The organism is Achromobacter sp. 77, from assembly GCF_020541125.1.
Lineage (GTDB): Bacteria > Pseudomonadota > Gammaproteobacteria > Burkholderiales > Burkholderiaceae_B > Achromobacter > Achromobacter mucicolens.
Map to the genome: position 1 here is coordinate 5,729,670 of NZ_CP059848.1, position 23,437 is coordinate 5,753,106.

The window sequence follows — 23,437 nt, forward strand, 5'->3', positions numbered from 1 at the left end:
TGACATTCGGAGCCCTTCCAGGCAATCTTCATTGCTACGAACCCACAAGCCGTCAAGGATGCCGCAGGCGCCGCGTCAAGACGTCAACTGCTACTTTAAGAGTACAAAACGCGTCTTGCCTCGAATAACCAAAAAGATGAAGCCGCACAAAATCCCCAGCAACATCGCGGGAGGCAGCAGATTTCTCAGTCTTGGAAATACCGGCTGCACAAGGATTTCGGCCTGGGCGACATCCGCCGAATAGTGCCCTGCCAAAGCAATGCGATCATCCAACTCGTCTATGGATCGGCGCAAAATTCCGATCATCAGTTCGCTCTGGGAAATTTCGGCTCTTAATTGCGGAGCAAGCCAGAGCGACACATCAGGATCACCCCGCACAACGTAGTTGTACTTGCGGCCCAAGCTCTCAAATTTTCTTCCCTCCGCCGCGACCTCGCCATCATATTTATTACGTAAGTCAATCAGCGCTTCCAGGCGCGCGTCCATCACCTCGTCGTGAGACGCGCGTATCTGCTTTCCAATTGCGCTGAGATAGGCCTGGAGTTGGTAGTGCGAATATCCCAGGTAATCCACTCTAAGCATTTGGCTGCCGGGAATCGGCCTTACAGTCAGCGACTCACGAAAGAGTTTGGCGTCGCGTGATGCGCCGTCAGCCTGGCCGGGCGATGCAGCATTTGCCGACGACACCACCGCGTCAACGAATTCGTGGCTTTTCATCCACTCCGAGGTCAGCGAGACCTGTTCCAGCAATTCGGGTTTTAGCTCATGCCCTGCTCTGACATCACCGACGCGGACGATAAGAATCGCCGGCCACTTCTTCGGCACGACAAAATAAGCCGCAATGCCGCACGCTATACCAAACACCGCAGCGATTGCCAGTGCTTTCCAGTTGCAGAATAAACGCCGCCAAAAAATGTCCCGTTGATAATCGCCAAGCGGCGTCGCCGGCGCGTCAGCGCCGTTATCCCGAGCCGCAGCGTTCATCAAGTTATTGTCGCCCACTATCGATGTTCCTTTTTCGCAGCATTTTAGGCCAGTGACGGACCATTTTTTCAGAACAATCGGTTGACCGCCGAAGAGGCTATCAGAGAGTCACGCGCTGGGCAAGCGGCATGGACGTTTCAAACGCACGGAAAACCCGGGCTCGCTTAAATCAATGGGTTGAATCAAACTCAGATTTTCATATTGTTACCAATACCAACGAACCTTTGCGATAATTGCCAAAAAAATGCTTGGAGAGGCTTGCGCATTTCATCGGCAATTCAGTTGTTACCGGCCGATTTCACTTTCGCGGAACAATTTCCAACCGCGAAACAAAAAAGCGCCTTCTAGGAGGCGCATCTCGTGAGTTATACACACCGGTTGCCGGGTAAATGACAAGTACAGCAACGCGTGCAAATGCTGTCATTTCGCAGGCAGCAGATCCCGATGCTGCGACAACAGGGCCAGCAAGCCGCCCGGGATATTGACCAGGAACATGCCCAGGCGAAACGTCAGATAGATGGTCGCAAACGGACCAACCATCCCGGACAATTCCTCGACCACTTTCGCAAACGCCACCTCGCCAACACCCAGTCCGCCAGGAGAGATGGGGATTGCGGAAAACAAATTGCCAAACACGCCAGCCACTGCCGCGACCAACGGGTCCGGGCTAAATGGAAAGATCTTTGCTATGAGGACGATGCTAAGCGCAACCAAAGCACTGGCCGCGACCGATATCACCGCACAGAATACCAACTCAAGCCATTTCGTCTTGTACACGCTGGCATTCTGGCGGAGTATGCGCGCATACTCGACCAACCGGGCAGGCAAGAACCGGCCCAGATTGAAAAACCTGGCTGCCCCGAATGCAATCAGCGTCGCGATGCCGGCTGCACAAGCTGCAATGAAGATCCATTCAATGCCTTCAATGTAGGAAGCCGCCTTTGCTCCTTTATCCGAAGACATGACGAGATACACACTGAGCAGACAGGCTGCACCTAACAACCCGAAAAGGGAAAACACGCGATCCGACACAATGGACAGCGTGGCGGCGCCGCGCCCCTGCCCCTTCTTCATGCCTTTGAAAACATACATGGCCCGCACTACGTCACCGCCGGCGGCACCAGGCATGTAAATCGAAAAAAAGCCGCTCATCAGTTGAATGCGCAATATCGCGGGCAGCTCGACGGGAAAGCCCGCAATACGAAGGAGCAGCCACCATCGAAACCCGCCCGCAATGATGCCGATGAACATCAGGATAAGCGCCGGCGCGAAATAGGCGGGCTCGGTGAAAGCCAGGATCAACGCCTCGCCGTCAATGTAGTCACCCTTGAACAGGGCAACCACGAGCAGGGCGCCAAATGCAATCTTCAGCGCGTTGACTATCCAGCGTCTCGGATTATTCATGATCTGACCCCATCTATCTCGCTTTTACCTGAGATGGGAACGCCACGACCGCGCAAAAAGCGGTCCAGCCGTTTGCGGAATGCGAATATCAGAAGCAGCAACGCAAGACTCGCCGTGCTCAGGTACAACGCAAATGAAAGGGTCTTTGGACGATACTCCAATTCAACGCGAAAGTCCCCCGAGGGCACCGCTACCCCTCGGAATATCCCATTGACTCGCAATACTGGCGCTGGCTGCCCGTTGACCTTGGCACTCCAATTCGGATGCCAGTTGTCGGTCAACACCGCAATGCCCGGTTCTGCGGCCCGGCCAGACAGGACGACTTCAGCGTTCCTGTATCGGGCGATCTCAACCGGAGCGGCCAAGGCCCGATAGTCTTTATCCAATGTGAGGTCTTCGCTCTGACCCGATCCAGCTCGGGGAACGACGAAAGCCCTCGGCATGACCGTCGGATTCTCGAAAATTATCGTGCCTGGATAGTCAAAGACGAGACGCAACCCGTGGTCCAGAAACGCCTTTTTGTAGTTCAAATACGATGAAGGCATGACGAAATACTTGATCCCCAGCAAATCGATCGCTGACCAATCAATCTTCATCTTCTCCGGCGCGTCCTGCAGGCTGAACAGACTGGGGAATGGCCCTCTTTTTATGCGCGCGCTATAGCCAAACTGTTGTGACGGATCCATATCGAACGCGGCATAAAAGTAATCCCGAAAGTACGGCAAATTTCCTTCGTTCGTTGAACTCACTTCCTGGATTCCGAATGCCGAGCCCAGATCCGGATATAACCCCGTGGTGCCAAAGTTCGCCGTTCGGTAATTCCCGGCATTCTTCATCAGGAACGCAATGGCGTCCGTTGGATTCTCAAAAAAGTCATTACGCTCGTAACGAATCATCTTTGAAGAAACCAGCAACTCTGCGAACATCGCGGCCACAAAAACCACCGCGAGCGTCTTGAGCGCCCATCCGGCCTTGGCAAATCGAGCAACCGACAGTCCAACGATCAGGCCGACCAACAGCAATCCCGTGCCCAACAGGGCTTTCTTCTTGAACTCAAGATTGGGCTCGCCCAGTCCATAGACGTGCCATAGATAAATGGCGCCTGCGATTGCGACGCCCAGGACGGCAAGTGCGGGCAACAAGCGGGACTGTCCGGCGCGAATGTTGTCCAGACCGAGCCCTACGAGCACGATCAACGGCACGACAACCGACATCCACCAATATTGATTGCCGATGCTTCCGATAATGGGCAGCGCAGCGACTATCGGACGCAGGATGGGGAGGCCATATATGTTCCCCAGGAAAAATAGAACGGCCGCAGAACAAACCCACGCGACCAATCGAAATTTGCCTTTTTGCCTATAGATGGCGCAAGCCGCGAGGACGGCGGCGACCAATCCGAAATGGTAAACCGTATTGACATATACCTGCTTGATGACAGTAGCCGGTTCGCGCAGGTTATAAGATTCGTAGAACAGCGAGGGGGAGAACAGAGCGAGAATTCCAGCGGGGAAAACTGCTGGAAAATAAACGCGAGCGACATAGTTCTTCAACATGGCGGTGCTCTCCAGGTTTTCGATCACCGGAAGATAAATCACCGCGAGGATTGAAAACGCCACGACACCTGCCAGTGCCTGGAGTCCTACCGTGTAGGCCGCTGCTTTGAATGAAATCTCGCGACTTGCCACGCGATGTGCCAGATACGCCAGAACAACGACATACACGCCGATGATGCTCACGATGGTCGTCGGCGCGAACGTGCAACTCAACACCAACGCGAAGGTGAGACACAGTCCGATGAACCGGAGCGCACCAGGAGACCTTGAGTGCATCAGCACCGCGTATAGACAGATCGGGATGAACGGATAGCTCTGCGCCACGTTCGATCCCAGGTTGGCGACGGCGTACCCATTCAACAGGAAAAAAACCGCGGCGCCGATCGCCGCGGTCTTGGACAACCCGAAAACCCGGGTCATCGTCAGGATAAGGAAATAGACGCCAAGCACGAAGTAGATCAAGGCGCTCACGTTATAGCTCAAGCTTGAACCGCCCGTCAGGGCGGTCACAATCGTGGGCACGGAGAACTTCATATCCACAAGGCTTTCCGGGCCCAGTGCACCGCCGGCAGCGTAGGGATTCCAATAAGGCGAATCGCCGGTTTCGATCACCCGGCGCATGAATTCGACCATGGGTTCCGATTGGAATACTGCGCCTCCCGTATCGTTATAAGGCCCCCACCACTGGACGTGTTCCGGTGTTGGATAAAATGGACGCAATTCCTTGCCGCCATAATATGTAGCCGCCATATGATCCGTCATACGAAGGCTTGCGCCTTCAAAGATCACATCGGGAAACACCGCTACCACGAGCGCAAGCGCAATGGCGGTGCAAACCAGATACTGGCGCACCGCCCATTTTTTAAGGAAGGACATTGATATGGGAAAGCCGGAGTTCTAGTTTTGCGTCGCGATCAAAACCAGTATGCGATTTTGTATCGGTGCAAGAAGGAGCGCAGCAGGCAATACGAGAACCCGATGCCTTCCTTTCGGAAAATGAATTTGGACACGCCTCTTGCACGCACGCCCTGTGCGCCAGGAATATATTTGACCTGCCCGCCCGTCAGGATCGCCTTGAAAGTGATCTCAGGGCTGATACTGAACCGGTTTTGGCTCAAGCCCATGCCAAGAAGCTCGCGGCGGCGGAACATCTTGAAAGCGTACGTCGAGTCCGGAATGTACTGGCCGAGCGCGATGCGCACGCCAATTCTGAAAAAGAACTGAAAGAACTTGTACTTGAAGGGGATGGTCGAGTCATCGCCTTTTTCCAGGTATCGCGAGCACTGGGCCAGTACAGCGCCCTTTTCCATCTCGTCGTAAAGCTTCGGAATCAGATCGATCGGATCGACGGCATCCGCGGAGACAAAGATGCCGTAACGGCCCACGCCGTGAGCGGCTCCGTAGCGAACGACGGCGCCGTATCCGCGCCGTTGCAATTCGCGACGCACCACGCGCACGGGAATCACGTTCCTGTTTTCCGCCGCCCACTGCGTGGCACGCTCATAGGTGGCATCGTCGCTTTGATCGTCGACGACAACGATTTCGCTCGTGAACTTCTGATTTGCGACCGCCTGTTTGACGTTATCCAGAATATCCACGATATTTTCCTCTTCATTGAGGCAGGGGATAACGATCGTCAGGTCAAGGGGGTCAACGCTGGAACTCAAGATTTTTCTCGCAGAAGGGTTGTTGGCCGCCCCCGACCTCCAGGCAAGCCTGGCAATTCGAATTTTGATGATTGAAAATTGCCGCAACAATTATACTTACATCCCTCGGTCTAGCCGATCTTGAATTGAAAGCCCAGATGGGGGAGTTGCTCCACCCATTGCCATCCGTTTTTCCTGGCCTCAGCCCGCCCGAAGCGGCCCTTTCCCTCGCGCAGGGCGGTTTCCGGATCGGAGCCCGCAAAGCCATCGGGCAGCCCACCTGCTCATTCGTCAAGGCCTGCGGTTGCGCGGCGCCATTGAAGCCCGCAACAAAAAGCCCACCAGGACGGTGGGCTTTCAGTGCAATGCTGGGCAATGCTGGTGATCAGAACGGAATATCGTCGTCCATGTCCGCCAGATTGGCGCCGCTGCTGGCCGGGGCCGCTGCGGGAGCCGCCGGGCGCTGCTGGGGCGCGGGGCGCTGCGCCGGGGCGGCGCGTTGCTGGCGCGGGGCGTCGTCGTAGCCGCCACCGCCACCGTAGCTGCCGCCACCGCCGCCGCCGTCTTCGCGGCCGCCCAGCATTTGCATCTGGTCAGCGACGATTTCGGTGCTGTAGCGGTCGGCGCCGGTGTCCTTGTCTTGCCACTTGCGCGTCTTGAGGCGGCCTTCGATGTAGACCGAGCGGCCTTTCTTCAGGTATTCGCCGGCGATTTCAGCCAGGCGGTTGTACATGACGACGCGGTGCCATTCGGTTTCTTCGCGCTTTTCGCCGCTGGCCTTGTCCTTCCAGGACGAGGTCGTGGCGATCGACATGTTGCAGATTGCCGCCCCGTCGGGGCTGTAGCGGACTTCCGGGTCGCGACCCAGATTGCCCACGAGTATGACTTTGTTAACCGATGCCATGCCGATGTCCCTCTGTTGTTGACAGCCTGCGATTCGCGTTGCCGCGAGCGCGCCGGCAACAACATAAAAAAGCGATGTTGAAGACCGGCTTCATGAAAGTCGCCGGTCAGCGAAGCGATGACCGGCGATTGCTCAGGTGAAGCCTGTGTTGATGCGTATTATCGACGAAAGCGCTCGCCGCGCCAAACGGGTTCGGTGACAAATCGATCACCGCTGGCAAACCATTTCGGCGCTGTTGGACGCCGTTTGCGACCAGATCGGCGACTTTCCTCACGCTGCGGGAAAGTCCCAGCGATCACGCCAGGGGCCGCAGCGCCCAGGTGACCGCCAGCCAGATCGCCGACAGCACCGCCGCGGCCACGAACACCGCGCTGGCGCCCGAATGCGCGGCCAGCCATCCGCCCAGGGCTCCGCCCGCAAACAGCCCCGCCGCCTGCGCCGTGTTGTAAAAGCCCAGCGCCAGCCCCTTGTAGGCCGCCGGCGCCACGCGCGACACGAGCGAGGGCTGCAAGGCCTCCAGCACGTTGAAGGCGACGAAAAAGCCGGTCAGGGCGATGGCCAGCGTGTAGAAGCCGTGACTGGCGGCCGGCAGCAGCGCGCACACCAGCACCAGCCCGGCCACCGACGCCCGCAGCGCGCCGCGGTGCGCGCGCCGCTTTTCCGCCACGAACACCACCGGCACCATCAGAACGAAAGACACCAGGATGACCGGCAGGTAGACCTTCCAGAGGTCGCGCGCGTCCAGCCCGCCGACCTTGGCCAGCAGTGCCGGCACCACGACAAAGAGCGACACCTGGATCAGATGCAGCACGAAGACGCCGAAATTCAGCCGGAGCAGGTCGCGATGGGTCAGGACCTCGCGCGGCCTGGCCGCCTGCATGGTGCGGGCCTGCGTGCGAGGCACCACCGGCACCACCCAGCGCGCCACGGCCAGGCAGACGACGCCCAGGCAGGCGATCGTCCAGAACAATCCCGACAGCCCCCACCAGCCCACCAGCACGGGCGAAAGCACCAGCGATACGGCGAACGACAGGCCGATCGATCCGCCCACCATCGCCATGGCGCGCGTGCGCACCTCGTCGCGGGTGGCGTCAGCCAGCCAGGCGGTGACGGCCGCGGAAATGGCCCCTGCCCCCTGAATGGCGCGGCCGATCGTGATCCAGAACACATCGGTCGCCTGCGCACAGACGACGCTGCCGATGACGAATAGCAGCAGCCCGAAAAGCACCACGGGGCGGCGCCCCCAACGGTCGGACGCGAGGCCAAAGGGAATCTGCATGAAAGCCTGGGTCAGCCCGTACATGCCCAGGGCGAGGCCGACGCGGGCGGGATCGTCGCCGCCCGGCATGCCGCTTGCGGCCACTGCAAAGACCGGCAGCAACAGGAACAGTCCCAGCATCCGCGCGGCAAACAGGCCGGCCAAGGCCACGCTGGCGCGGCGCTCGGAAGGGGTCAATTTCAGTTTGGTGTCTGCCGGCATGCGGAAATTTCAACGATGACTAGGGCGGCGCGCATGCATCTGACGTCATACGCTCACGGTCTGATTCTGGCGGTGCGGCGCCGGCCCCGGTTCCGTCCCACCAGATGGCGGACCTTGAACGCGAGGGGATTCGGCGCGCTATAGTACCAAGTTGGCCTTTGAAACCGCTTAAATGCGCCCAAAGGGTGCGCGGGATCAAAGGCGTCTTCGACGCAACTGGACGTTACCCATACAGACGTGAGCATACGCATCCGGGGTGCCCGCACCCACAATCTCAAGAACGTCTCGCTGGACCTGCCGCGCCACAAACTGGTGGTGGTCACAGGTCTGTCCGGGTCCGGCAAATCCTCGCTGGCGTTCGACACGCTGTACGCGGAGGGCCAACGGCGCTATGTGGAAAGTCTTTCCGCCTACGCCCGCCAGTTCCTGCAACTGATGGACAAGCCTGACGTGGATCTCATCGAGGGGCTGTCGCCGGCCATCTCGATCGAGCAGAAGGCCGCGGGACACAATCCCCGCTCCACGGTCGGCACCATCACCGAGATCCACGACTACCTGCGCCTGCTCTACGCGCGGGTGGGCACGCCCTACTGCCCCGATCACGGCCTGCCGCTGCAGGCCCAGAGCGTCAGCCAGATGGTCGACGCGGTGCTGGGCTGGACGCCCGAGACGCGGCTGGCCGTGCTGGCCCCCATCGCGCGCGGCAAGAAGGGCAGCTTCGAGGACGAATGCGCCAGCCTGCAGGCGCAGGGCTATGTGCGCCTGCGCGTCGACGGCCAGATGATGGAAATCGACGGCATGGCGCCGCTGAAAAAGACTGAGAAGCACGACATCGACGTCGTCATCGACCGCCTGCGCATCCGGCCCGAGAGCAAGCAGCGCCTGGCCGAGAGCTTCGAAACCGCCCTGCAGCTTGCCGAAGGCCGCGCCCTGGCGCTGGACATGGACAACGAGCGCGAGCAGGTCTTCTCCAGCCGCTACGCCTGCCCGGTGTGCAGCCACAGCCTGCCCGAGCTGGAGCCACGCCTGTTCAGTTTCAACAATCCGATGGGCGCCTGCCCCAGCTGCGACGGCATCGGCCAGGTGGGCTTCTTCGATCCGAAGCGGGTCGTCGCCTTTCCCGAACTGAGCCTGGCCGCCGGCGCGATCCGCGGCTGGGATCGCCGCAATGCGTTCACGCACTCGCTGCTGACCAGCCTGGCCGCCCATTACGAATTCGACATCGAGGCGCCCTTCGAGGAGCTGCCCGAGGCGCTGCGCGACAAGGTCCTGTACGGGTCCGGCGAAGAAGAGATCTCGTTCCTGTACCTGAACGAAAAAGGCCGCAGCACCGTCAAGCGCCATACGTTCGAAGGCGTCATCCCGAACCTGGAGCGCCGGTGGCGCGAAACGGACTCGGCGACGGTGCGCGAGGAACTGGGCAAGTACCGCAACATCAAGACCTGCCCCGACTGCGCGGGCTCGCGGCTGCGCCCCGAAGCGCGCAACGTGCTCATCGGGCACGACCCGCGCGGCGGCGAGCGCCACGGCCAGGCCATCTATGAAGTCGAGTCCATGCCGCTGTCCAGCTGCCTGGACTGGTTCCGCAACCTGAACCTGACCGGCGCCAAGCAGGAGATCGCGCAGCGCATCGTGCGCGAGATCGAGGCGCGGCTCAGCTTCCTGAACAACGTGGGCCTGAACTATCTGTCGCTGGACCGCAGCGCGGACACGATCTCCGGCGGCGAAGCGCAGCGCATTCGTCTGGCCAGCCAGATCGGTTCGGGCCTGACGGGCGTGATGTACGTGCTGGACGAGCCCTCCATCGGCCTGCACCAGCGCGACAACGACCGCCTGATCGGCACGCTGCAACATCTGCGCGATCTGGGCAACAGCGTCATCGTCGTCGAGCACGACGAGGACATGATCCGCATGGCCGACTGGGTGGTGGACATGGGACCGGGCGCCGGCGAGCACGGCGGCGAAGTCGTCGCCCAGGGCGACCCCGAGACCGTGCAGCGCGATCCCAATTCGCTGACGGGCCAGTACCTGAGCGGCGCGCGCGCCATCGCCATTCCGAAGCGCCGCCCCGTCGACGACGAACTGCCATGGTTGACGCTGACCGGCGCCACCGGCAACAACCTCAAGAACGTCGAACTGCGTGTGCCGGCTGGCCGTCTCGTGTGCGTGACGGGCGTGTCCGGTTCGGGCAAATCCACGCTCATCAACGACACGCTGGCCGTGGCCGTATCGCGCCAGCTGCACCACGCGCAGAGCGAGCCCGCCCCCTACGTGTCGATGCAGGGGCTGGAGAACTTCGACAAGATCATCAGCGTCGATCAGAGCCCCATCGGGCGCACGCCGCGCAGCAACCCGGCCACCTATACGGGTCTGTTCACGCCCATCCGCGAGCTTTTTGCGGGTGTGCCGGAAGCGCGCACGCGCGGCTACGATCCGGGCCGTTTCAGCTTCAACGTGAAGGGCGGCCGGTGCGAAGCCTGCCAGGGCGACGGCGTGGTCAAGGTCGAGATGCATTTCCTGCCGGACATGTACGTGCCTTGCGACGTCTGCCACGGCAAGCGCTACAACCGCGAGACGCTCGAAATCCGCTACCGCGGCCGCAACATCAGTGAAGTGCTGGACCTCACCGTGGAGCAGGCGCTTGAGTACTTCGAATCGGTGCCCGCCATCGCGCGCAAGCTGCACACGCTCATCGACGTGGGCCTGTCGTATATCCGCCTGGGGCAAAGCGCGACCACGCTGTCCGGCGGTGAAGCGCAGCGCGTGAAGCTGTCGCAAGAACTGTCGCGCCGCAGCACCGGCCGCACGCTGTACATCCTGGACGAACCGACCACGGGCCTGCACTTTCGCGACATCGAGCTACTGCTGCAGGTGCTCAATCAATTGGTGGACGCCGGCAATACCGTGCTCATCATCGAGCACAACCTGGACGTCATCAAGACCGCGGATTGGCTGGTCGACATGGGCCCCGAGGGCGGTGACGGCGGCGGCCGTGTCGTGGCGCAAGGCACGCCGGAGACGGTCGCGGCGGCCGAGGCCAGCCACACCGGCCAGTACCTGGGCAAGCTGCTGCGCCGCAAGCCGGCCGACTGAACCTTCCCTATCTGCATAGGAAACGCCAGCATGTACACCCTCATCATCGGCAACAAGAACTACTCTTCCTGGTCCATGCGTCCGTGGATCGCCCTGCGCGCCGCCGGCATCGCATTCACGGAGCAGAAGGTCGGCCTGTTCACCGAGGCGTTTTCAGCGCGGGTGGCGCAGGTGTCGCCCGCGGGCCTCGTGCCTGTGCTGCTGGACGGCGACTTTGCCGTGTGGGATTCGCTGGCCATCTGCGAGTACGCCGCCGAGCGCCACCCCGAGGCCGCCTTGTGGCCCCAGGACGCCAAGGCACGCGCGCGGGCGCGTTCGCTGGCCGCGCAGATGCACAGCGGTTTTGGCGCACTGCGCCAGGCCATGCCGATGAACGTCGAAGCCCACTTGCCGGGCATCGAATTTCCGGAAGCGGCGCGCACGGACGTGGCGCGCGTGCAGGCCATCTGGCAGGAAACGCGTGCGCAGTTCGGCCAGGGCGGCCCCTTCCTGTTTGGCGCGTTTTCGATTGCCGACGCGTTCTTCGCGCCGGTGGTCTCGCGCTTCACAACCTACGGCATTGCGGCCGCAGGCCCCGTGCGCGAGTACATGGATGCCGTGCTGGCGCTGCCCGTCATGCAGGAGTGGACGCGCGACGCGCTGGCCGAAGCCACCTTCGTCGAAGCGGACGAGCCCTATCGCAAGCACCGCTGAAGACCGGCTTGCCCGCGGCGCGGCTACGCCATGTCGAACAGCCGCTTGTGTTCGCGGATGGCGTAGCGGTCGGTCATGCCGGCGATGTAGTCGGCGATGGCGCGCGCCTGTTCGTTGAACTGCTCGCGGCGGTAATCGGGCGGCAAGAGGCGCGGATCGTCCAGAAAGGCCGCAAACAGCTCGCGCACGATGCGGCGCGCCTTGCTCGTCATGCGCAGCACGCGGTAGTGCCGGTACAGGTTGTCGAACAGGAATTTCTTCAGCGTGTCCGCTTCGCGGCGGATATCGTCGGAGAAACCCGCCAGCGGTGGCGAGCGCCGCACATCGTCCGCGCTGGCCGGCGCCGCGTCGCGGATGCGCGCCAGCGACGTGCGGGTCAGATCGACGATCAGCGTGTTGATCATTCGGCGTATCGTTTCGGCCACCGCGCGCCGCGGCGCCAGCCCGGGATAGCGGTCCAGCACATACGCATGGTGGCGCTCGAAAATCGACACGTCCTTCAACTGATCCAGCGTGATCAACCCCGAGCGCAAACCGTCGTCGACGTCGTGGTTGTTGTACGCGATCTCGTCGGCCAGATTGGCAAGCTGCGCCTCCAGCGACGGCTGCGTGCGGTTCAGGAACCGTTCGCCGACCTCCCCCAGCATCCGTGCATGGGCAACCGAGCAATGCTTGAGGATGCCCTCGCGCGTCTCGAAGCACAGGTTCAGGCCGTTGAAGTCGGCATAGCGCTCTTCAAGCTCGTCCACCACGCGCAGGCTTTGCAGGTTGTGCTCAAAGCCGCCCGCCTGCGGCGCCAGTTCGCGCATGCAGGCATTGAGCTCGTCCTGCCCGGCGTGGCCGAACGGCGTGTGGCCCAGGTCATGCGCCAGCGAGATGGCTTCGGTCAGGTCTTCGGACAGCCCCATGCTGCGCGCCAGCGTGCGCGCAATCTGGGCCACTTCCAGGCTGTGCGTCAGGCGCGTGCGAAAGAGGTCGCCTTCATGGTTGACGAAGACCTGCGTCTTGTATTCCAGCCGCCGGAAGGCGCTGGAATGCACGATGCGATCGCGGTCGCGCTGGAACTCCGTGCGGTTTTCCGGCGGCGGCTCGGCGTGGGTCCGGCCGCGCGATCGGGACGGGTGAGAAGCATAGGAAGCCAGTTCATTCATCTGCAACACCGTCCATCACTGCGTTTACTGGGTGGTTCGGGCCAGCACGGCGCGCACCGCATCGTCCGGCGCCGGCCGCATCACGGCCTCGCCGATGCGCGGCATGAGCACGTAGCGGATCGAGCCCCCTTCTGTTTTCTTGTCCACCTGCATCAGGTCCAGCCAGCGGTCCGCACCCAGGTCGGGCGCGACGACCGGGCACCCGACAGCCTGCACCAGCGCACGCACACGCGCCACGTCGGCCCGATCGAAGCCCGCCACATCGGCCGACAGCTCGGCTGCCTGCACCATGCCGCAACCCACTGCCTCGCCGTGCAGCCAGGCGCCGTAGCCCAGACCCGACTCGATGGCGTGGCCAAATGTGTGGCCCAGGTTCAGGATGGCGCGCAACCCGGATTCGCGCTCGTCCTTGCCCACCACCTGCGCCTTCAGTTCGCACGAGCGGCGGATCGCGTAGGCCACGGCGTCGCCGTCCAGGGCACGCAGCTTCTGCGCGTTGTCCTCGCACCAGCGCCAGAACGCCGGATCCAGGATGAGGCCGTACTTGATGACTTCGGCCAGGCCGGCCGAGACCTCGCGCGCGGGCAAGGTGTTCAGCACATCGGTGTCGATTTCCACCGCGATCGGCTGATAGAACGCGCCGATCATGTTCTTGCCCAGCGGGTGGTTCACGGCGGTCTTGCCGCCCACCGACGAGTCCACCTGCGCCAGCAGCGTCGTGGGCACCTGCAGGAAGCGCACGCCGCGCATGTAGACGGCCGCGGCGAAGCCGGTCATGTCGCCGATGACGCCGCCGCCCAGCGCAACCAGCACGCACCGGCGGTCCAGGCGGTTGCCGAGCAGCGCGTCGAAGATCAGATTAAGAGACTGCCAGTCTTTGTAGGCTTCGCCGTCAGGCAGTTCGATGCGCAGCACGCGCTTGCCCGTGCGCGCCAGCGCCGCTTCGGCGCGCTCGCCGTACAGGGCCGCCACCGTGGGGTTGGTGACCACGGCGATCGCGGTCGCGTCCGCGGGAATGCACTGATCCAGGGAGTCCAGGCGGCCAGGTCCGATGTGGATCGGATAGCTTCCGCCCGGGGTGTCGACGTCAACAACGTTCATATGCGCTTCTCGAAAGCTTGTAATTGCGGCAGCAGCGCCTTGACCAGGGTGTGGATGGGCATGGACCCCGTTTCCACCACCAGGTCGGCCACTTCCTTGTATAGCGGCTCGCGCCGGGTCATCAGGTCGCGCAGCGTGCCGCGCGGATCGGCGGTGGCCAACAGGGGCCGGTTACGGTCGCGGCAGGTCCGGCGGAACAATTCATCCACGCTGGCCCTCAGATAGACGACAATCCCGCGCTGACGCAAGAGCTCCCGGTTTTCGGGGGCCAGAATGGCGCCGCCGCCGGTGGCAAGAATTATGTTGCGCCGTTGGGTACACTCTTCCAAGGCGGCGGACTCTCGGCGACGAAAACCGGCTTCGCCCTCGATTTCGAAGATTACCGGCACCCGTACGCCGCAACGCGCCTCGAGCTCATGATCCAGATCCATAAAGTCGCGCCCCAGCGCACGCGCCAGGCTACGGCCTATGGTTGTCTTGCCCGCGCCCATCATTCCGACCAAGAATACCGGCAGGTCGTGCGGCAACGACACGGTCTTGCCCGTGCACTCGACGGCGCAGGGCTGGCTTTCAGGCGCTGCGTCGGCGCGCGCCGGGTCCGGGGCTGCCTCCGGACATGAGTTAGCGGCAAAGTTCATGGCGGCATTATCACATTTGCCGCAGTTGCCCGCGCACCACACTGACCTATTTTGTTACAGAAACCGATCCCCCGCGATAAGGCGGGACCGGAGATACCCGTAAAATCGCCGCGATGAGCAAGCCCCAGAATTCCTCCAAGAAAGACAAGCCCGCCAGCAGCGGCTCCCCGATACTGCGGTTCTTCGTAAAAACCGGCATTCTTTTCGCCGGCCTGTTCCTGTGCGGTGTGTTGCTCGCGGGCATGGCGCTGGCGCTCGCGTGGCCCAACCTGCCCGACCTGAACGCCATGACGGACTACCGGCCGCGGGTGCCGCTGCGCGTGTACACCGCAGACCGCGTCCTGATCGGCGAGTTCGGCGAAGAACGCCGCAACGTGCTGCGCTTTAACGAAATCCCGGACGTCATGAAGTCCGCGGTGCTGGCGGCCGAGGACGACCGCTTCTACCAGCACGGCGGCATCGACTGGATGGGCGTGGTGCGCGCCGGCCTGACCAACCTGATCAGCATGTCCAAGACGCAGGGCGCCAGCACGATCACGATGCAGGTCGCGCGTAACTTCTACCTGTCGTCCGAAAAGACCTATTCGCGCAAGTTCTACGAACTGCTGCTGACATTCAAGATTGAATCCGAGCTCACCAAGGACCAGATCCTCGAGCTCTACATGAACCAGATCTACCTGGGCCACCGTGCCTACGGCTTTGCGGCCGCCTCGCGCACGTACTTCGGCAAGCCGCTGTCGGAAGTCACGCCGGCCGAAGCCGCCATGCTGGCCGGCATTCCGAAGGCGCCCTCGCGCTTCAATCCCATCGCCAACCGCCCCCGCGCCGAACTGCGCCAGCGCTACGTGCTGGGCCGCATGCATTCGCTGGGCTACCTGACCGAACCGGAATACAAGCAGGCGATGGCGCAGCCCATCGTCATGAAGTCCGCGGAAGGCACGCCGGCCGGCGGCTATTCCATCCATGGCGAGTACGTGGCTGAGCTGGCGCGCCAGCTGCTCTACAACGTGTACCAGGACAACGTCTATTCGCGCGGCATCAACATCTACACGACCGTGCAGTCCAAGGACCAGGAAGCCGCCTACCGCGCCGTGCGCGAAGGCGTGCTGGAATACACACGCCGCGCGCCCTATCCCGGTCCGGAAGAACAGCTCGACCTGCCCCCGGGCACCGAGAACAACCCCGCCGCGCTGGACGAATTCCTGGATGGCGTGTTCGACAAGTTCTCCGACAGCGGCGACCTGCTGACCGCAGTGGTGCTGTCGGCCAGCCCCACCGAAGTGAAGCTGGCGCGCAGCTCGCGTGAAATCATCACCGTCACGGACAAGAAGGTGCTGGGCGTGGTGGCCCGCGCGCTGAACGACAAGGCCAAGCCTGAACAGCGCATCAAGCGCGGTTCCGTGGTCTACATCCGCAAGTTCGGCGACAACTGGGAAATCATCAACATGCCTTCGGTGCAGGCGGCCTTCGTGGCGTTGTCGCCGCAGGACGGCGCCATCCGCGCCATGGTCGGCGGCTTTGATTTCTACCGCGGCAACTTCAACCGTGTGACGCAGGCATGGCGCCAGCCGGGCTCGAACATCAAGCCCTTCATCTACGCCGCCTCGCTGGAACGCGGCCTGACGCCGGGCACGCAGATCTCGGACCAGCCGTTCGAGCTGACCGCCGCGCAAACCGGCTCCAAGGCCTGGAACCCCAAGAACTACGGCAACCAGTACGAGCCCATGCTGACGCTGCGTCAGGGCCTGTACAAGTCCAAGAACATGGTGTCGATCCGCATCCTGCAGGCCATCGGTCCGCAGTACGCGCAGGACTACCTCACCCGCTTCGGCTTTGACAAGGCGCGCCAGCCGGCCGTGCTGCCGCTGGCGCTGGGCGCCGGCTCGGTCACGCCGCTGCAGCTGGCAGGCGCCTTCTCGGTGTTCGCCAATGGCGGCTACCGCGTCACGCCCTACCTGATCGACCGCGTCACCGACAGCAGCGGCAAGGTCATCATGCAGTCCAAGCCGGTTGTCGCTGGCGACGCCGCAGCCCGCGCCATCGACCCGCGCACCGCCTGGGTCATGGACGACATCCTGCGCGGCGTCACCACGTACGGCACCGCGGCGCGTGCGCGTGCATTGCTCAAGCGCGGCGACATCGCCGGCAAGACGGGCACGACCAACGAATCCGTGGACGCCTGGTTCTCGGGCTATACGCCCACGCTGGCCGCGACCGCCTGGCTGGGCTTTGACCAGCCCAAGTCGCTGGGTTCGCGTGAAACCGGCGGCGGCGTGGCCATGCCGATCTGGGTGGATTACATGCAGAGCGTGCTCAAGGGCGTGCCGGAAGAAAAGCAGCGCCCGCGTCCGGACGGCCTGCTCGTGGAAAACGGCGAGTTCTACTTCTCCGAGTTCCCGCCGGGACAAGCAGTGGCCCGTTTGGGACTGCCGGAAGCCGACACGCTGGGTGAATTCCTGAACGGCCTCACCAGCGGCTCCGGCGAAGACACCCGGATCAAGGTCGCGCCGGGCGTGGGCACGCAGACCGCCACGCCCTGGTCGCAGAAGATTCCCTTCTGATGCAGAAAGGCCGGCCCATCGGGCCGGCCTTTTTTTACAGCCGGATCGTCACGGGGACGCCGGCGGCAGCCGAGCAGATCTGGGACAGGGCGTCCGGCAACTGCGGTCCGCCCCGGGTATCGTTCCAGTGCTGGCCATCGTAGCGGTAGTGAAAGCCGCCGCTGCGCGCGGCGACCCACAGCTCCTGCATGGCAGCCTGGCTGTTCACCACGACGTGGGTGTTGTCCTCGAAAACCATGGTCAGCACATTGCCGCTGCGGCTGGTTTCCACATCGACGTCGAGCGAAGCCGCCCAGTCATCGGCCTGGCTTTCGATGCTGTCCAGCACCTGGTCGATCAACGCAAGAAATTCGGTTTCGGTCATAATCGAGCCTGCAAGAATTACGGAGTTCCCAGTGTTCCAATTGGCATACAGCCGCATGGCTCTTCGCATTGTAGCCACGCTCCTGGCGACCGGCATGGTAGCGGCCTGCGGGTACAAGGGGCCGCTCTTCATGCCGCCGCCCCCTGAAGGCAAGGCGCCGGCCCGCACGCAGCAAACGCCGCCGCCTGCGCAAATCCCTCCGGCCCCGTCCCTCCCATGACGCCCCCGTTCCCCACCCCGCCAGAATTGGCCGGCCATCCCTACTTCCAGTACCGCAATAATGCGTTGTACGCCGAGGATGTGCCGCTTGACCATCTGGCCGAACGGTTGGGAACGCCCCTTTACGTCTACTCCCGCGCGGCGCTGAAAGCCGCGTGGCAATCCTATTGCAGCGCCATCGGCCAGCGTCCGGTATTAGTCTGCTACGGCATGAAGGCCAATTCCAACCTGGCGGTGCTGGGCGAATTCGCCCGGTTGGGCGCCGGCTTTGACATCGTGTCGGGCGGTGAACTGCATCGCGCGCTCGCTGCGGGTGCGGACGCATCGCGAATCGTGTTCTCAGGCGTGGGCAAGCAGGCCTGGGAAATGCGCGACGCCCTCCTCGCCGGCGTGAAGTGCTTCAACGTCGAATCGGTGGACGAACTGCATCGCCTGTCGGACGTCGCGGCAAACATGGGCCTGCGCGCCCCGGTGTCGCTACGCGTGAATCCGGACGTGGACGCCCGCACACACCCTTATATCTCGACCGGCCTGAAAGAAAACAAGTTCGGCATCGCCATCGGGCAGGCGCTGGCTGCCTACCGCACCGCGCAGTCGCTGCCCGGCCTGCGTATCGTCGGCGTGGACTGCCATATCGGCTCGCAGCTGACCGATATCAGTCCCTACTTCGACGCGCTGGAAAAGCTGCTGGACCTGATCGAAAGCCTGGAACAGGCGGGCATCCGCATCGAACACCTGGACCTGGGCGGCGGACTGGGCATCCGCTACCAGGACGAAACGCCCCCATCGCCACGCGCCCTGCTGGACCGCGTCTTCGAGCGGCTGAACGCGCGCGGCCAGGGGCATCTGCATCTGGTCCTGGAACCGGGACGCTCGCTCGTCGGCAATGCCGGCATGCTGCTCACCACCGTCCAATACATCAAGCACGCCGAAGCCCGCAATTTCGCCATCGTCGACGCGGCCATGAACGACCTGCTGCGCCCGGCGCTCTACGAGGCCTTTCACGGCGTGCAGCCGCTGCATCCGCGCGCCGGCGACACCGCCGAATACGACATCGTCGGCCCCGTCTGCGAAAGCGCCGACTGGCTGGCAAAGCAGCGCCTGCTGGCCATCCGCCAAGGCGACGTGCTGGCGGTGGAATCGGCCGGCGCCTACGGCATGACCATGGCCAGCAACTACAACTCGCGCGGCCGCCCGGCCGAAGTGATGGTCGACGGCGATAAGTACTATGTCGTGCGCCAGCGCGAAACGCTGGCCGATCAGCTCCGCGGCGAATCGCTGCTTCCCTGAATCGGCGCGCCGCAAAACACAAAGGCCCCTGCATGCAGGGGCCTTTTTTGTACACCGCGCTGGCGCGGTCTTAGAGCTGGCCGTACGAGTGCAGGCCCGACAGGAACATGTTCACGCCCAGGAAGGCAAAGCCCGTGATCAGCAGGCCCAACAGCGCCCAGTAGGCCGCCATGGCGCCACGCAGGCCCTTGATGAGGCGCATGTGCAGCCATGCCGCGTAGTTCAGCCAGACGATCAGCGCCCAGGTTTCCTTGGGGTCCCACTGCCAATACGCGCCCCACGCATCGGCCGCCCACAGCGCACCCAGGATGGTGGCGACGGTAAAGAAGGCAAACCCGATCGCGATGGCGCGATACATGATGTCGTCCAGCACTTCCAGCGACGGCAGCGCGTCCGCAATACGGCGGCGGCCCAGCAGGATGGCGCCCACGATCACGGCGCCCACGCCGAAGTACAACATCCAGGTCGCGGAAAGCCCATCGGTGCGAAACACCATGGGCTCGGCGCACAGCAACACGCCCAGGATGAACAGCGGCGCAAGCTTGGCCCACGAGGTCGTGTGGCCATGCTGCTTGACTAGGTATGCGAAGCCCACCATCGCCGCCAGCGAGAACGTGCCGTAGCCGATGAAGTTGGCCGGCACGTGCAGTTTCATCCACCAGCTCTTGAGCGCAGGCACCAGCGGCTGGATCTGTCCCGCGTCGCGCGTGAACGAATACCAAAGCAGGAACACGACGGCCGAGGTCACCACCAGCATCACGAAGCCGCCGAGCGCGCGCGTGGCGTACTTGCGTTCGTAGTACAGGTAGAAGAGCGCGGTGATGAGCGAAAACAGGACGAAGACTTCGTACAGGTTGCTGACCGGGATATGGCCCAGGTCCGGTCCCATCAGATGGCCCTCGCGCCAGCGCACGAGCAGGCCCGTGACGCCCGCGAACACCGCGCCCCAACTCAGCGCCGTGCCCAGCCAGGCGGCGGTCGGGCTGAACAGGCCGATCCAGTAGCACACCATCGACAGCGCAAACAGCGCGCTCATCCACAGGATCGCGGACTGCGAGGAAAACAGGTACTTCAGGAAGAACACCTGCTCGGCGCGAGCCAGATCGTTGCCGTACAGCATCAGCGCGAAGCCCGCGGAGATCGCACAGGCGATCATCAAACGGCGCAGCGGACGCCACAGCCAGCCCAGCCAGGCCACCGCCGGCACCGTGCCGCACAGGATGATCTTCTCGTAATAGTCCATCGCGTGCCCGTAGCGGGTCAGCGCGAAACCAGCCCCCACTGCCAGCAGCAGAAAGAAGACGATGTCAGTCCAGTCGGGCTTTCCGCGTTGCGCGCGGCTGTCGCCGGTTTCGGACAAGGCGTCCTGCCAAAGCGATTCAGGCGACGGGGGTGGCGTGGTGGTCGTGGTGGACATAAATAACCTTAAGACCCTTTTTTCTGGCGCAGCAGCGCCTGCTTGAAGCGTTCGAACTCTTGATTGAAGTCAAGTGTACGCTTCTGTGACGTCATGGCCGCCAGGACGCTGCTGCCGCCGCCTTGCGGTTTGACCCAGATCCAGACGCGGCGGTCACGGATATAGAACATCGAAAACACGCCCAGGACCAGCAACAGACTGCCCAGATAGACGGTGTTCTTGCCCGGCGTGCGGCTGACCTGGAAGACGCTGGCCTGCACGTGATTGAAGTCGGCCAGCGACAGGAACACGGGTGCGGGATAGACGGTCAGGTCCGACAGCGCGGCCACGGCCAGGCGCGACCACACTGCCGCGCGCTCGCCTTCCGGACCATCGACGGCCACCGGTTGCTGACCGGCGCGTTCGCGCGCGATGGCGCGCAATTCGTTCATGCTGGCGCCGATCAGGCGGATCACGACATCGGCGGCGCGCTCCAGATCGGCGGCGGGGGTATTGGCTTGCAGGAACGCCGCGACGGCCTGCAGGCCGCCGGCGGCAAAGGTGTCCAGCGCACGTTCGGCCGCGGTTTCCAGCGGCTGGCGATCGGCGCCCGATGGGCTGTTGCGCTCGGCAAAACGGCGGGCCGCTTCCTTGCGCGCGGCCGGATCGGCCAGCGTGGCGCGCAGACGCATGAATTCGGCGATGGAGCTGTCGTCGTCGGCCGGGATGCGCAGATAGCGGAAGGGCTCGCCGGCATTGTTGCGCACGCCGGCCAGGAAGACGGCCGCGCCGTCCAGTTCGACGGGCAGCATGTAGTTCTGGAACTCATGCGCCTGACCCGCATCGTCGATCAGCTTGTATTCGACGCTAGGCCCCACGTTGCGCAGATTTTCGTTCTTCTTGCCGGCCGCGCTGCCCGCGACCGAGGCCACGTGTTCGGCAAAGCTCTGGTCGGCGCCCTTGGGGTCGCCGCGGGTCAGGTCTTCGACGTTGATCGGACGCATGGCCGTGACCTCGATGCCCATGCTGCGCGGGCCCTTGGCCGTTTGCGCCGTCAGCTCGCTGGTCTTGCCCACCGTACCGTCGACCGAGAACGTCGTGTCGTTGACGCCCACCAGCGGGTACCCCTTGAGCACGACTGTACTGCCGCCGTCGTCAAAGCTCGACTGATACACCGTCATGCCCTTGAAGCGCAGCGGCTCGTTCACTTCGATGGTCGAATCGAAGGTCTTGCCCGTGTCCGGATCCGTGACCTCGACTTCGCTGGCAAAGCGGCTGGGCATGCCGGTGGAGTAGTAGTCGACGATGAACTTCTTGAGCTTGAGCGTGAAAGGCATGGGCTGCACCAGCGCGCCATCGCCCACCATCACGACCGCCGTGCTGGCCTGCCCGCCCTCGGGCACCAGGACGCTTGCGCGAAAGCTCGGGTTGTTGACCGACAGGCGCCCGCTTTCAGGCACCTCGGAAATCAGCATGTTTTCGACAATGGGTTGCTTGCCGCCGAACATGACCTGCAGGCGCACCGGCAGTTCGCTGTCGAGCAGGCCGCCGATACAGATGATGACCATGGCGGCGTGGGCGAACACATAGCCCAGCCGGTTGGCGCTGCCCTTCTTGGCGGCCAGCAGAACGCCATCCTGGGCCTCGCGCACGCGCACCGCGTAACCCATGCGGCCCAGCAGCGCCTTCAGGCCGGTCACCGTCTGCGGCACGCCGGTGGGCTCGGTGGTCTCTACGCGATGCGGAAAGGCGCGCAGGCTGCCTTCGCGCACGTGCTCGCGGAACGAACGCGCGTCGCGAAGCATCTTGGGGGCATTTCGGATCAGACACACCGAGGTCGATACGACCAGAAAGCCCATGATCAGCAGGAACCACCAGCTGTTGTAGACGTGCCAGATGGAGAACTTGTCAAAGACCTCGAACCAGAACGGCCCGAACTGGTCGATGTAATTGTTGGACGATCGGTTCTGCTGCAGCACCGTACCCACCAGGCTGGCCACGCAGATGAACATCAGCAGGCTGACGGCAAAACGCATCGAACCCAGAAGTTCAAAGAGATCGCCTGGCAGGCTGCGCAGAGAGGGGCGGGAGTGGGTTCGGGTCGAATTCATGAAAAAAGGGGGGCCGCGCTATCGGCTACCCCCCTCATAGACAGTGCGAGTCGGAACGAGGTTCCGGCGCGCGCAAGTTGCATCAACGCGGACCGGCCGCGCACGTTGCGGCCAATTGCTTACCGAAGGCCAGCCGCGTAGTCCGACACCGCCTTGATGTCGGCATCCGACATGCGGTCCGCGATGGCGTGCATGACGTCGTTCTTGCGGTCGCCGCTGCGGAAAAGCTTCAGCTGCTCTTCGATATATACGGGGAACTGCCCCGACAAACGGGGGTACTGGCCAGGGATGCCCGCGCCATTGGCAGAATGGCACGCCGCGCAAGCCGGGACGTTGCGGTCAGGCAAACCGCCACGCCAGATCTTTTGACCTAGCTCAACCAAGTTCTCGTGGCCGGCGGTGGCGGGTTCCTTCAGGGGCTGCTGGGCCAGATACAGCGCAATGTTCTGCATGTCTGCCGGCGTCAGGTTCTGCACCATGGCGGTCATGGGGCTGGGATTGCCGTCGGGGCCATTGCGCACGGGGGTCTTGGCGCCTTCCTTCACCTTGAAGTCGGCAAGCTGCTTGGCCAGGTACTCGTGCGGCTGCGCGGCAAGGTTCGGGTTCACCGGAATGGTGCTGTTACCCGCCGCGCCGTGACAGGAAGCACAGGCAATGATGCCGCGTGACGCGTCGCCCTGGTCAAACAGCTGACCACCCTTGGCGGCGTCTGGTTTGGCCGGGCCCGCGGCGCCATTGGCGGCGAAACTCGTAGCAGAGAAGGCGGAGGCGCCGAGCAACAGCCCGCTCGCAACCAACATCCGGGACAGCACACGCTTCATGAAGACCTCGACGATCACATCGATC

General features: G+C 63.0%; 18 protein-coding genes. 5 read left to right on the forward strand and 13 right to left on the reverse strand.

The window, feature by feature from the left end:
• Window positions 1-90 precede the first annotated feature (90 nt).
• The 6 genes from H4P35_RS26470 to H4P35_RS26495 all read right to left on the reverse strand — a co-directional run bounded on the left by H4P35_RS26470 (window position 91) and on the right by H4P35_RS26495 (window position 7,974).
• On the reverse strand, window positions 91-1,002 hold the full coding sequence (locus tag H4P35_RS26470) for a hypothetical protein (protein ID WP_226847587.1): 912 nt from the start codon (window positions 1,000-1,002) through the stop codon (window positions 91-93).
• A gap of 402 nt (window positions 1,003-1,404) precedes the next feature.
• On the reverse strand, window positions 1,405-2,388 hold the full coding sequence (locus H4P35_RS26475) for a lysylphosphatidylglycerol synthase transmembrane domain-containing protein (protein WP_226847588.1): 984 nt from the start codon (window positions 2,386-2,388) through the stop codon (window positions 1,405-1,407).
• The gene (locus tag H4P35_RS26480; protein WP_226847589.1) at window positions 2,385-4,820 is read right to left on the reverse strand and encodes a YfhO family protein; all 2,436 of its coding nucleotides are present in this window, start codon (window positions 4,818-4,820) and stop codon (window positions 2,385-2,387) included. Before H4P35_RS26480 ends, H4P35_RS26475 begins: the two co-directional genes overlap by 4 nt.
• 38 nt (window positions 4,821-4,858) lie before the next feature.
• Window positions 4,859-5,542: a glycosyltransferase family 2 protein gene (locus tag H4P35_RS26485; RefSeq protein WP_255616245.1), complete on the reverse strand. Its 684-nt coding sequence runs from the start codon at window positions 5,540-5,542 to the stop codon at window positions 4,859-4,861.
• Between the two features lie 433 nt (window positions 5,543-5,975).
• Window positions 5,976-6,494, reverse strand: a complete 519-nt coding sequence (gene ssb, locus H4P35_RS26490; RefSeq protein WP_062838810.1) for a single-stranded DNA-binding protein — start codon at window positions 6,492-6,494, stop codon at window positions 5,976-5,978.
• A 295-nt stretch (window positions 6,495-6,789) separates the two neighbouring features.
• Window positions 6,790-7,974 (reverse strand): MFS transporter, encoded by a 1,185-nt coding sequence (locus tag H4P35_RS26495; protein ID WP_056327097.1) that lies wholly within the window; start codon window positions 7,972-7,974, stop codon window positions 6,790-6,792.
• Window positions 7,975-8,211: 237 nt separating this feature from the next.
• Between H4P35_RS26495 and uvrA the strand changes: the two genes are divergently transcribed.
• Complete coding sequence (gene uvrA / locus H4P35_RS26500) at window positions 8,212-11,067, forward strand: excinuclease ABC subunit UvrA (RefSeq protein WP_179690679.1); 2,856 nt, start codon at window positions 8,212-8,214, stop codon at window positions 11,065-11,067.
• Between the two features lie 30 nt (window positions 11,068-11,097).
• On the forward strand, window positions 11,098-11,760 hold the full coding sequence (locus H4P35_RS26505; RefSeq protein ID WP_226847591.1) for a glutathione S-transferase family protein: 663 nt from the start codon (window positions 11,098-11,100) through the stop codon (window positions 11,758-11,760).
• A 23-nt stretch (window positions 11,761-11,783) separates the two neighbouring features.
• Here the strand turns inward: H4P35_RS26505 and H4P35_RS26510 are convergent, their stop codons facing one another.
• From H4P35_RS26510 to H4P35_RS26520, 3 genes are read right to left on the reverse strand one after another with little or no spacing between them, the layout of a single operon-like run.
• Window positions 11,784-12,911 carry a deoxyguanosinetriphosphate triphosphohydrolase gene (locus tag H4P35_RS26510; protein WP_142052198.1) on the reverse strand — a complete coding sequence of 376 codons (1,128 nt, stop codon included), beginning with the start codon at window positions 12,909-12,911 and terminating at the stop codon, window positions 11,784-11,786.
• Between the two features lie 24 nt (window positions 12,912-12,935).
• A complete protein-coding gene (gene aroB, locus H4P35_RS26515) occupies window positions 12,936-14,012 on the reverse strand; it encodes a 3-dehydroquinate synthase (protein WP_226847592.1) in 1,077 nt (358 codons plus the stop codon).
• Entirely contained in the window at window positions 14,009-14,650 is a 642-nt protein-coding gene (locus H4P35_RS26520; RefSeq protein ID WP_062838805.1) for a shikimate kinase, read from the reverse strand. The genes aroB and H4P35_RS26520 overlap by 4 nt, the downstream gene beginning before the upstream one ends.
• A gap of 113 nt (window positions 14,651-14,763) precedes the next feature.
• Between H4P35_RS26520 and H4P35_RS26525 the strand changes: the two genes are divergently transcribed.
• Window positions 14,764-17,211, forward strand: a complete 2,448-nt coding sequence (locus H4P35_RS26525; protein ID WP_056327085.1) for a penicillin-binding protein 1A — start codon at window positions 14,764-14,766, stop codon at window positions 17,209-17,211.
• 34 nt (window positions 17,212-17,245) lie between these two features.
• On the opposite strand, the gene cyaY is transcribed toward H4P35_RS26525, so the two are convergent.
• Entirely contained in the window at window positions 17,246-17,575 is a 330-nt protein-coding gene (gene cyaY / locus H4P35_RS26530) for an iron donor protein CyaY (protein WP_056327082.1), read from the reverse strand.
• 94 nt (window positions 17,576-17,669) lie between these two features.
• On the opposite strand from cyaY, the gene H4P35_RS26535 reads away from it, so the two are divergent.
• Entirely contained in the window at window positions 17,670-17,795 is a 126-nt protein-coding gene (locus tag H4P35_RS26535) for a lipoprotein (RefSeq protein WP_230964903.1), read from the forward strand.
• Entirely contained in the window at window positions 17,792-19,084 is a 1,293-nt protein-coding gene (lysA, locus tag H4P35_RS26540) for a diaminopimelate decarboxylase (RefSeq protein ID WP_056327080.1), read from the forward strand. The genes H4P35_RS26535 and lysA overlap by 4 nt, the downstream gene beginning before the upstream one ends.
• Before the next feature lie 70 nt (window positions 19,085-19,154).
• On the opposite strand, the gene ccsB is transcribed toward lysA, so the two are convergent.
• The 3 genes from ccsB to H4P35_RS26555 all read right to left on the reverse strand — a co-directional run bounded on the left by ccsB (window position 19,155) and on the right by H4P35_RS26555 (window position 23,412).
• On the reverse strand, window positions 19,155-20,501 hold the full coding sequence (gene ccsB, locus H4P35_RS26545) for a c-type cytochrome biogenesis protein CcsB (protein ID WP_056327078.1): 1,347 nt from the start codon (window positions 20,499-20,501) through the stop codon (window positions 19,155-19,157).
• Window positions 20,502-20,509: 8 nt separating this feature from the next.
• The gene (locus tag H4P35_RS26550) at window positions 20,510-22,591 is read right to left on the reverse strand and encodes a cytochrome c biogenesis protein ResB (RefSeq protein ID WP_062838802.1); all 2,082 of its coding nucleotides are present in this window, start codon (window positions 22,589-22,591) and stop codon (window positions 20,510-20,512) included.
• A 119-nt stretch (window positions 22,592-22,710) separates the two neighbouring features.
• On the reverse strand, window positions 22,711-23,412 hold the full coding sequence (locus H4P35_RS26555) for a cytochrome c (protein ID WP_108006863.1): 702 nt from the start codon (window positions 23,410-23,412) through the stop codon (window positions 22,711-22,713).
• Window positions 23,413-23,437: the final 25 nt, after the last annotated feature.

Bases quoted from the DNA above. Each gene is read 5' to 3' on its own strand.
- H4P35_RS26525 (WP_056327085.1), top strand. From the start codon at position 14,764: ATGAGCAAGCCCCAGAATTCCTCCAAGAAAGACAAGCCCGCCAGCAGC.
- H4P35_RS26475 (WP_226847588.1), bottom strand. From the start codon at position 2,388: ATGAATAATCCGAGACGCTGGATAGTCAACGCGCTGAAGATTGCATTT.
- H4P35_RS26480 (WP_226847589.1), bottom strand. From the start codon at position 4,820: ATGTCCTTCCTTAAAAAATGGGCGGTGCGCCAGTATCTGGTTTGCACC.
- ssb (WP_062838810.1), bottom strand. From the start codon at position 6,494: ATGGCATCGGTTAACAAAGTCATACTCGTGGGCAATCTGGGTCGCGAC.
- H4P35_RS26495 (WP_056327097.1), bottom strand. From the start codon at position 7,974: ATGCCGGCAGACACCAAACTGAAATTGACCCCTTCCGAGCGCCGCGCC.
- H4P35_RS26505 (WP_226847591.1), top strand. From the start codon at position 11,098: ATGTACACCCTCATCATCGGCAACAAGAACTACTCTTCCTGGTCCATG.
- H4P35_RS26520 (WP_062838805.1), bottom strand. From the start codon at position 14,650: ATGAACTTTGCCGCTAACTCATGTCCGGAGGCAGCCCCGGACCCGGCG.
- ccsB (WP_056327078.1), bottom strand. From the start codon at position 20,501: ATGTCCACCACGACCACCACGCCACCCCCGTCGCCTGAATCGCTTTGG.
- lysA (WP_056327080.1), top strand. From the start codon at position 17,792: ATGACGCCCCCGTTCCCCACCCCGCCAGAATTGGCCGGCCATCCCTAC.
- aroB (WP_226847592.1), bottom strand. From the start codon at position 14,012: ATGAACGTTGTTGACGTCGACACCCCGGGCGGAAGCTATCCGATCCAC.
- cyaY (WP_056327082.1), bottom strand. From the start codon at position 17,575: ATGACCGAAACCGAATTTCTTGCGTTGATCGACCAGGTGCTGGACAGC.
- H4P35_RS26550 (WP_062838802.1), bottom strand. From the start codon at position 22,591: ATGAATTCGACCCGAACCCACTCCCGCCCCTCTCTGCGCAGCCTGCCA.
- H4P35_RS26510 (WP_142052198.1), bottom strand. From the start codon at position 12,911: ATGAATGAACTGGCTTCCTATGCTTCTCACCCGTCCCGATCGCGCGGC.
- H4P35_RS26535 (WP_230964903.1), top strand. From the start codon at position 17,670: ATGGTAGCGGCCTGCGGGTACAAGGGGCCGCTCTTCATGCCGCCGCCC.
- H4P35_RS26555 (WP_108006863.1), bottom strand. From the start codon at position 23,412: ATGAAGCGTGTGCTGTCCCGGATGTTGGTTGCGAGCGGGCTGTTGCTC.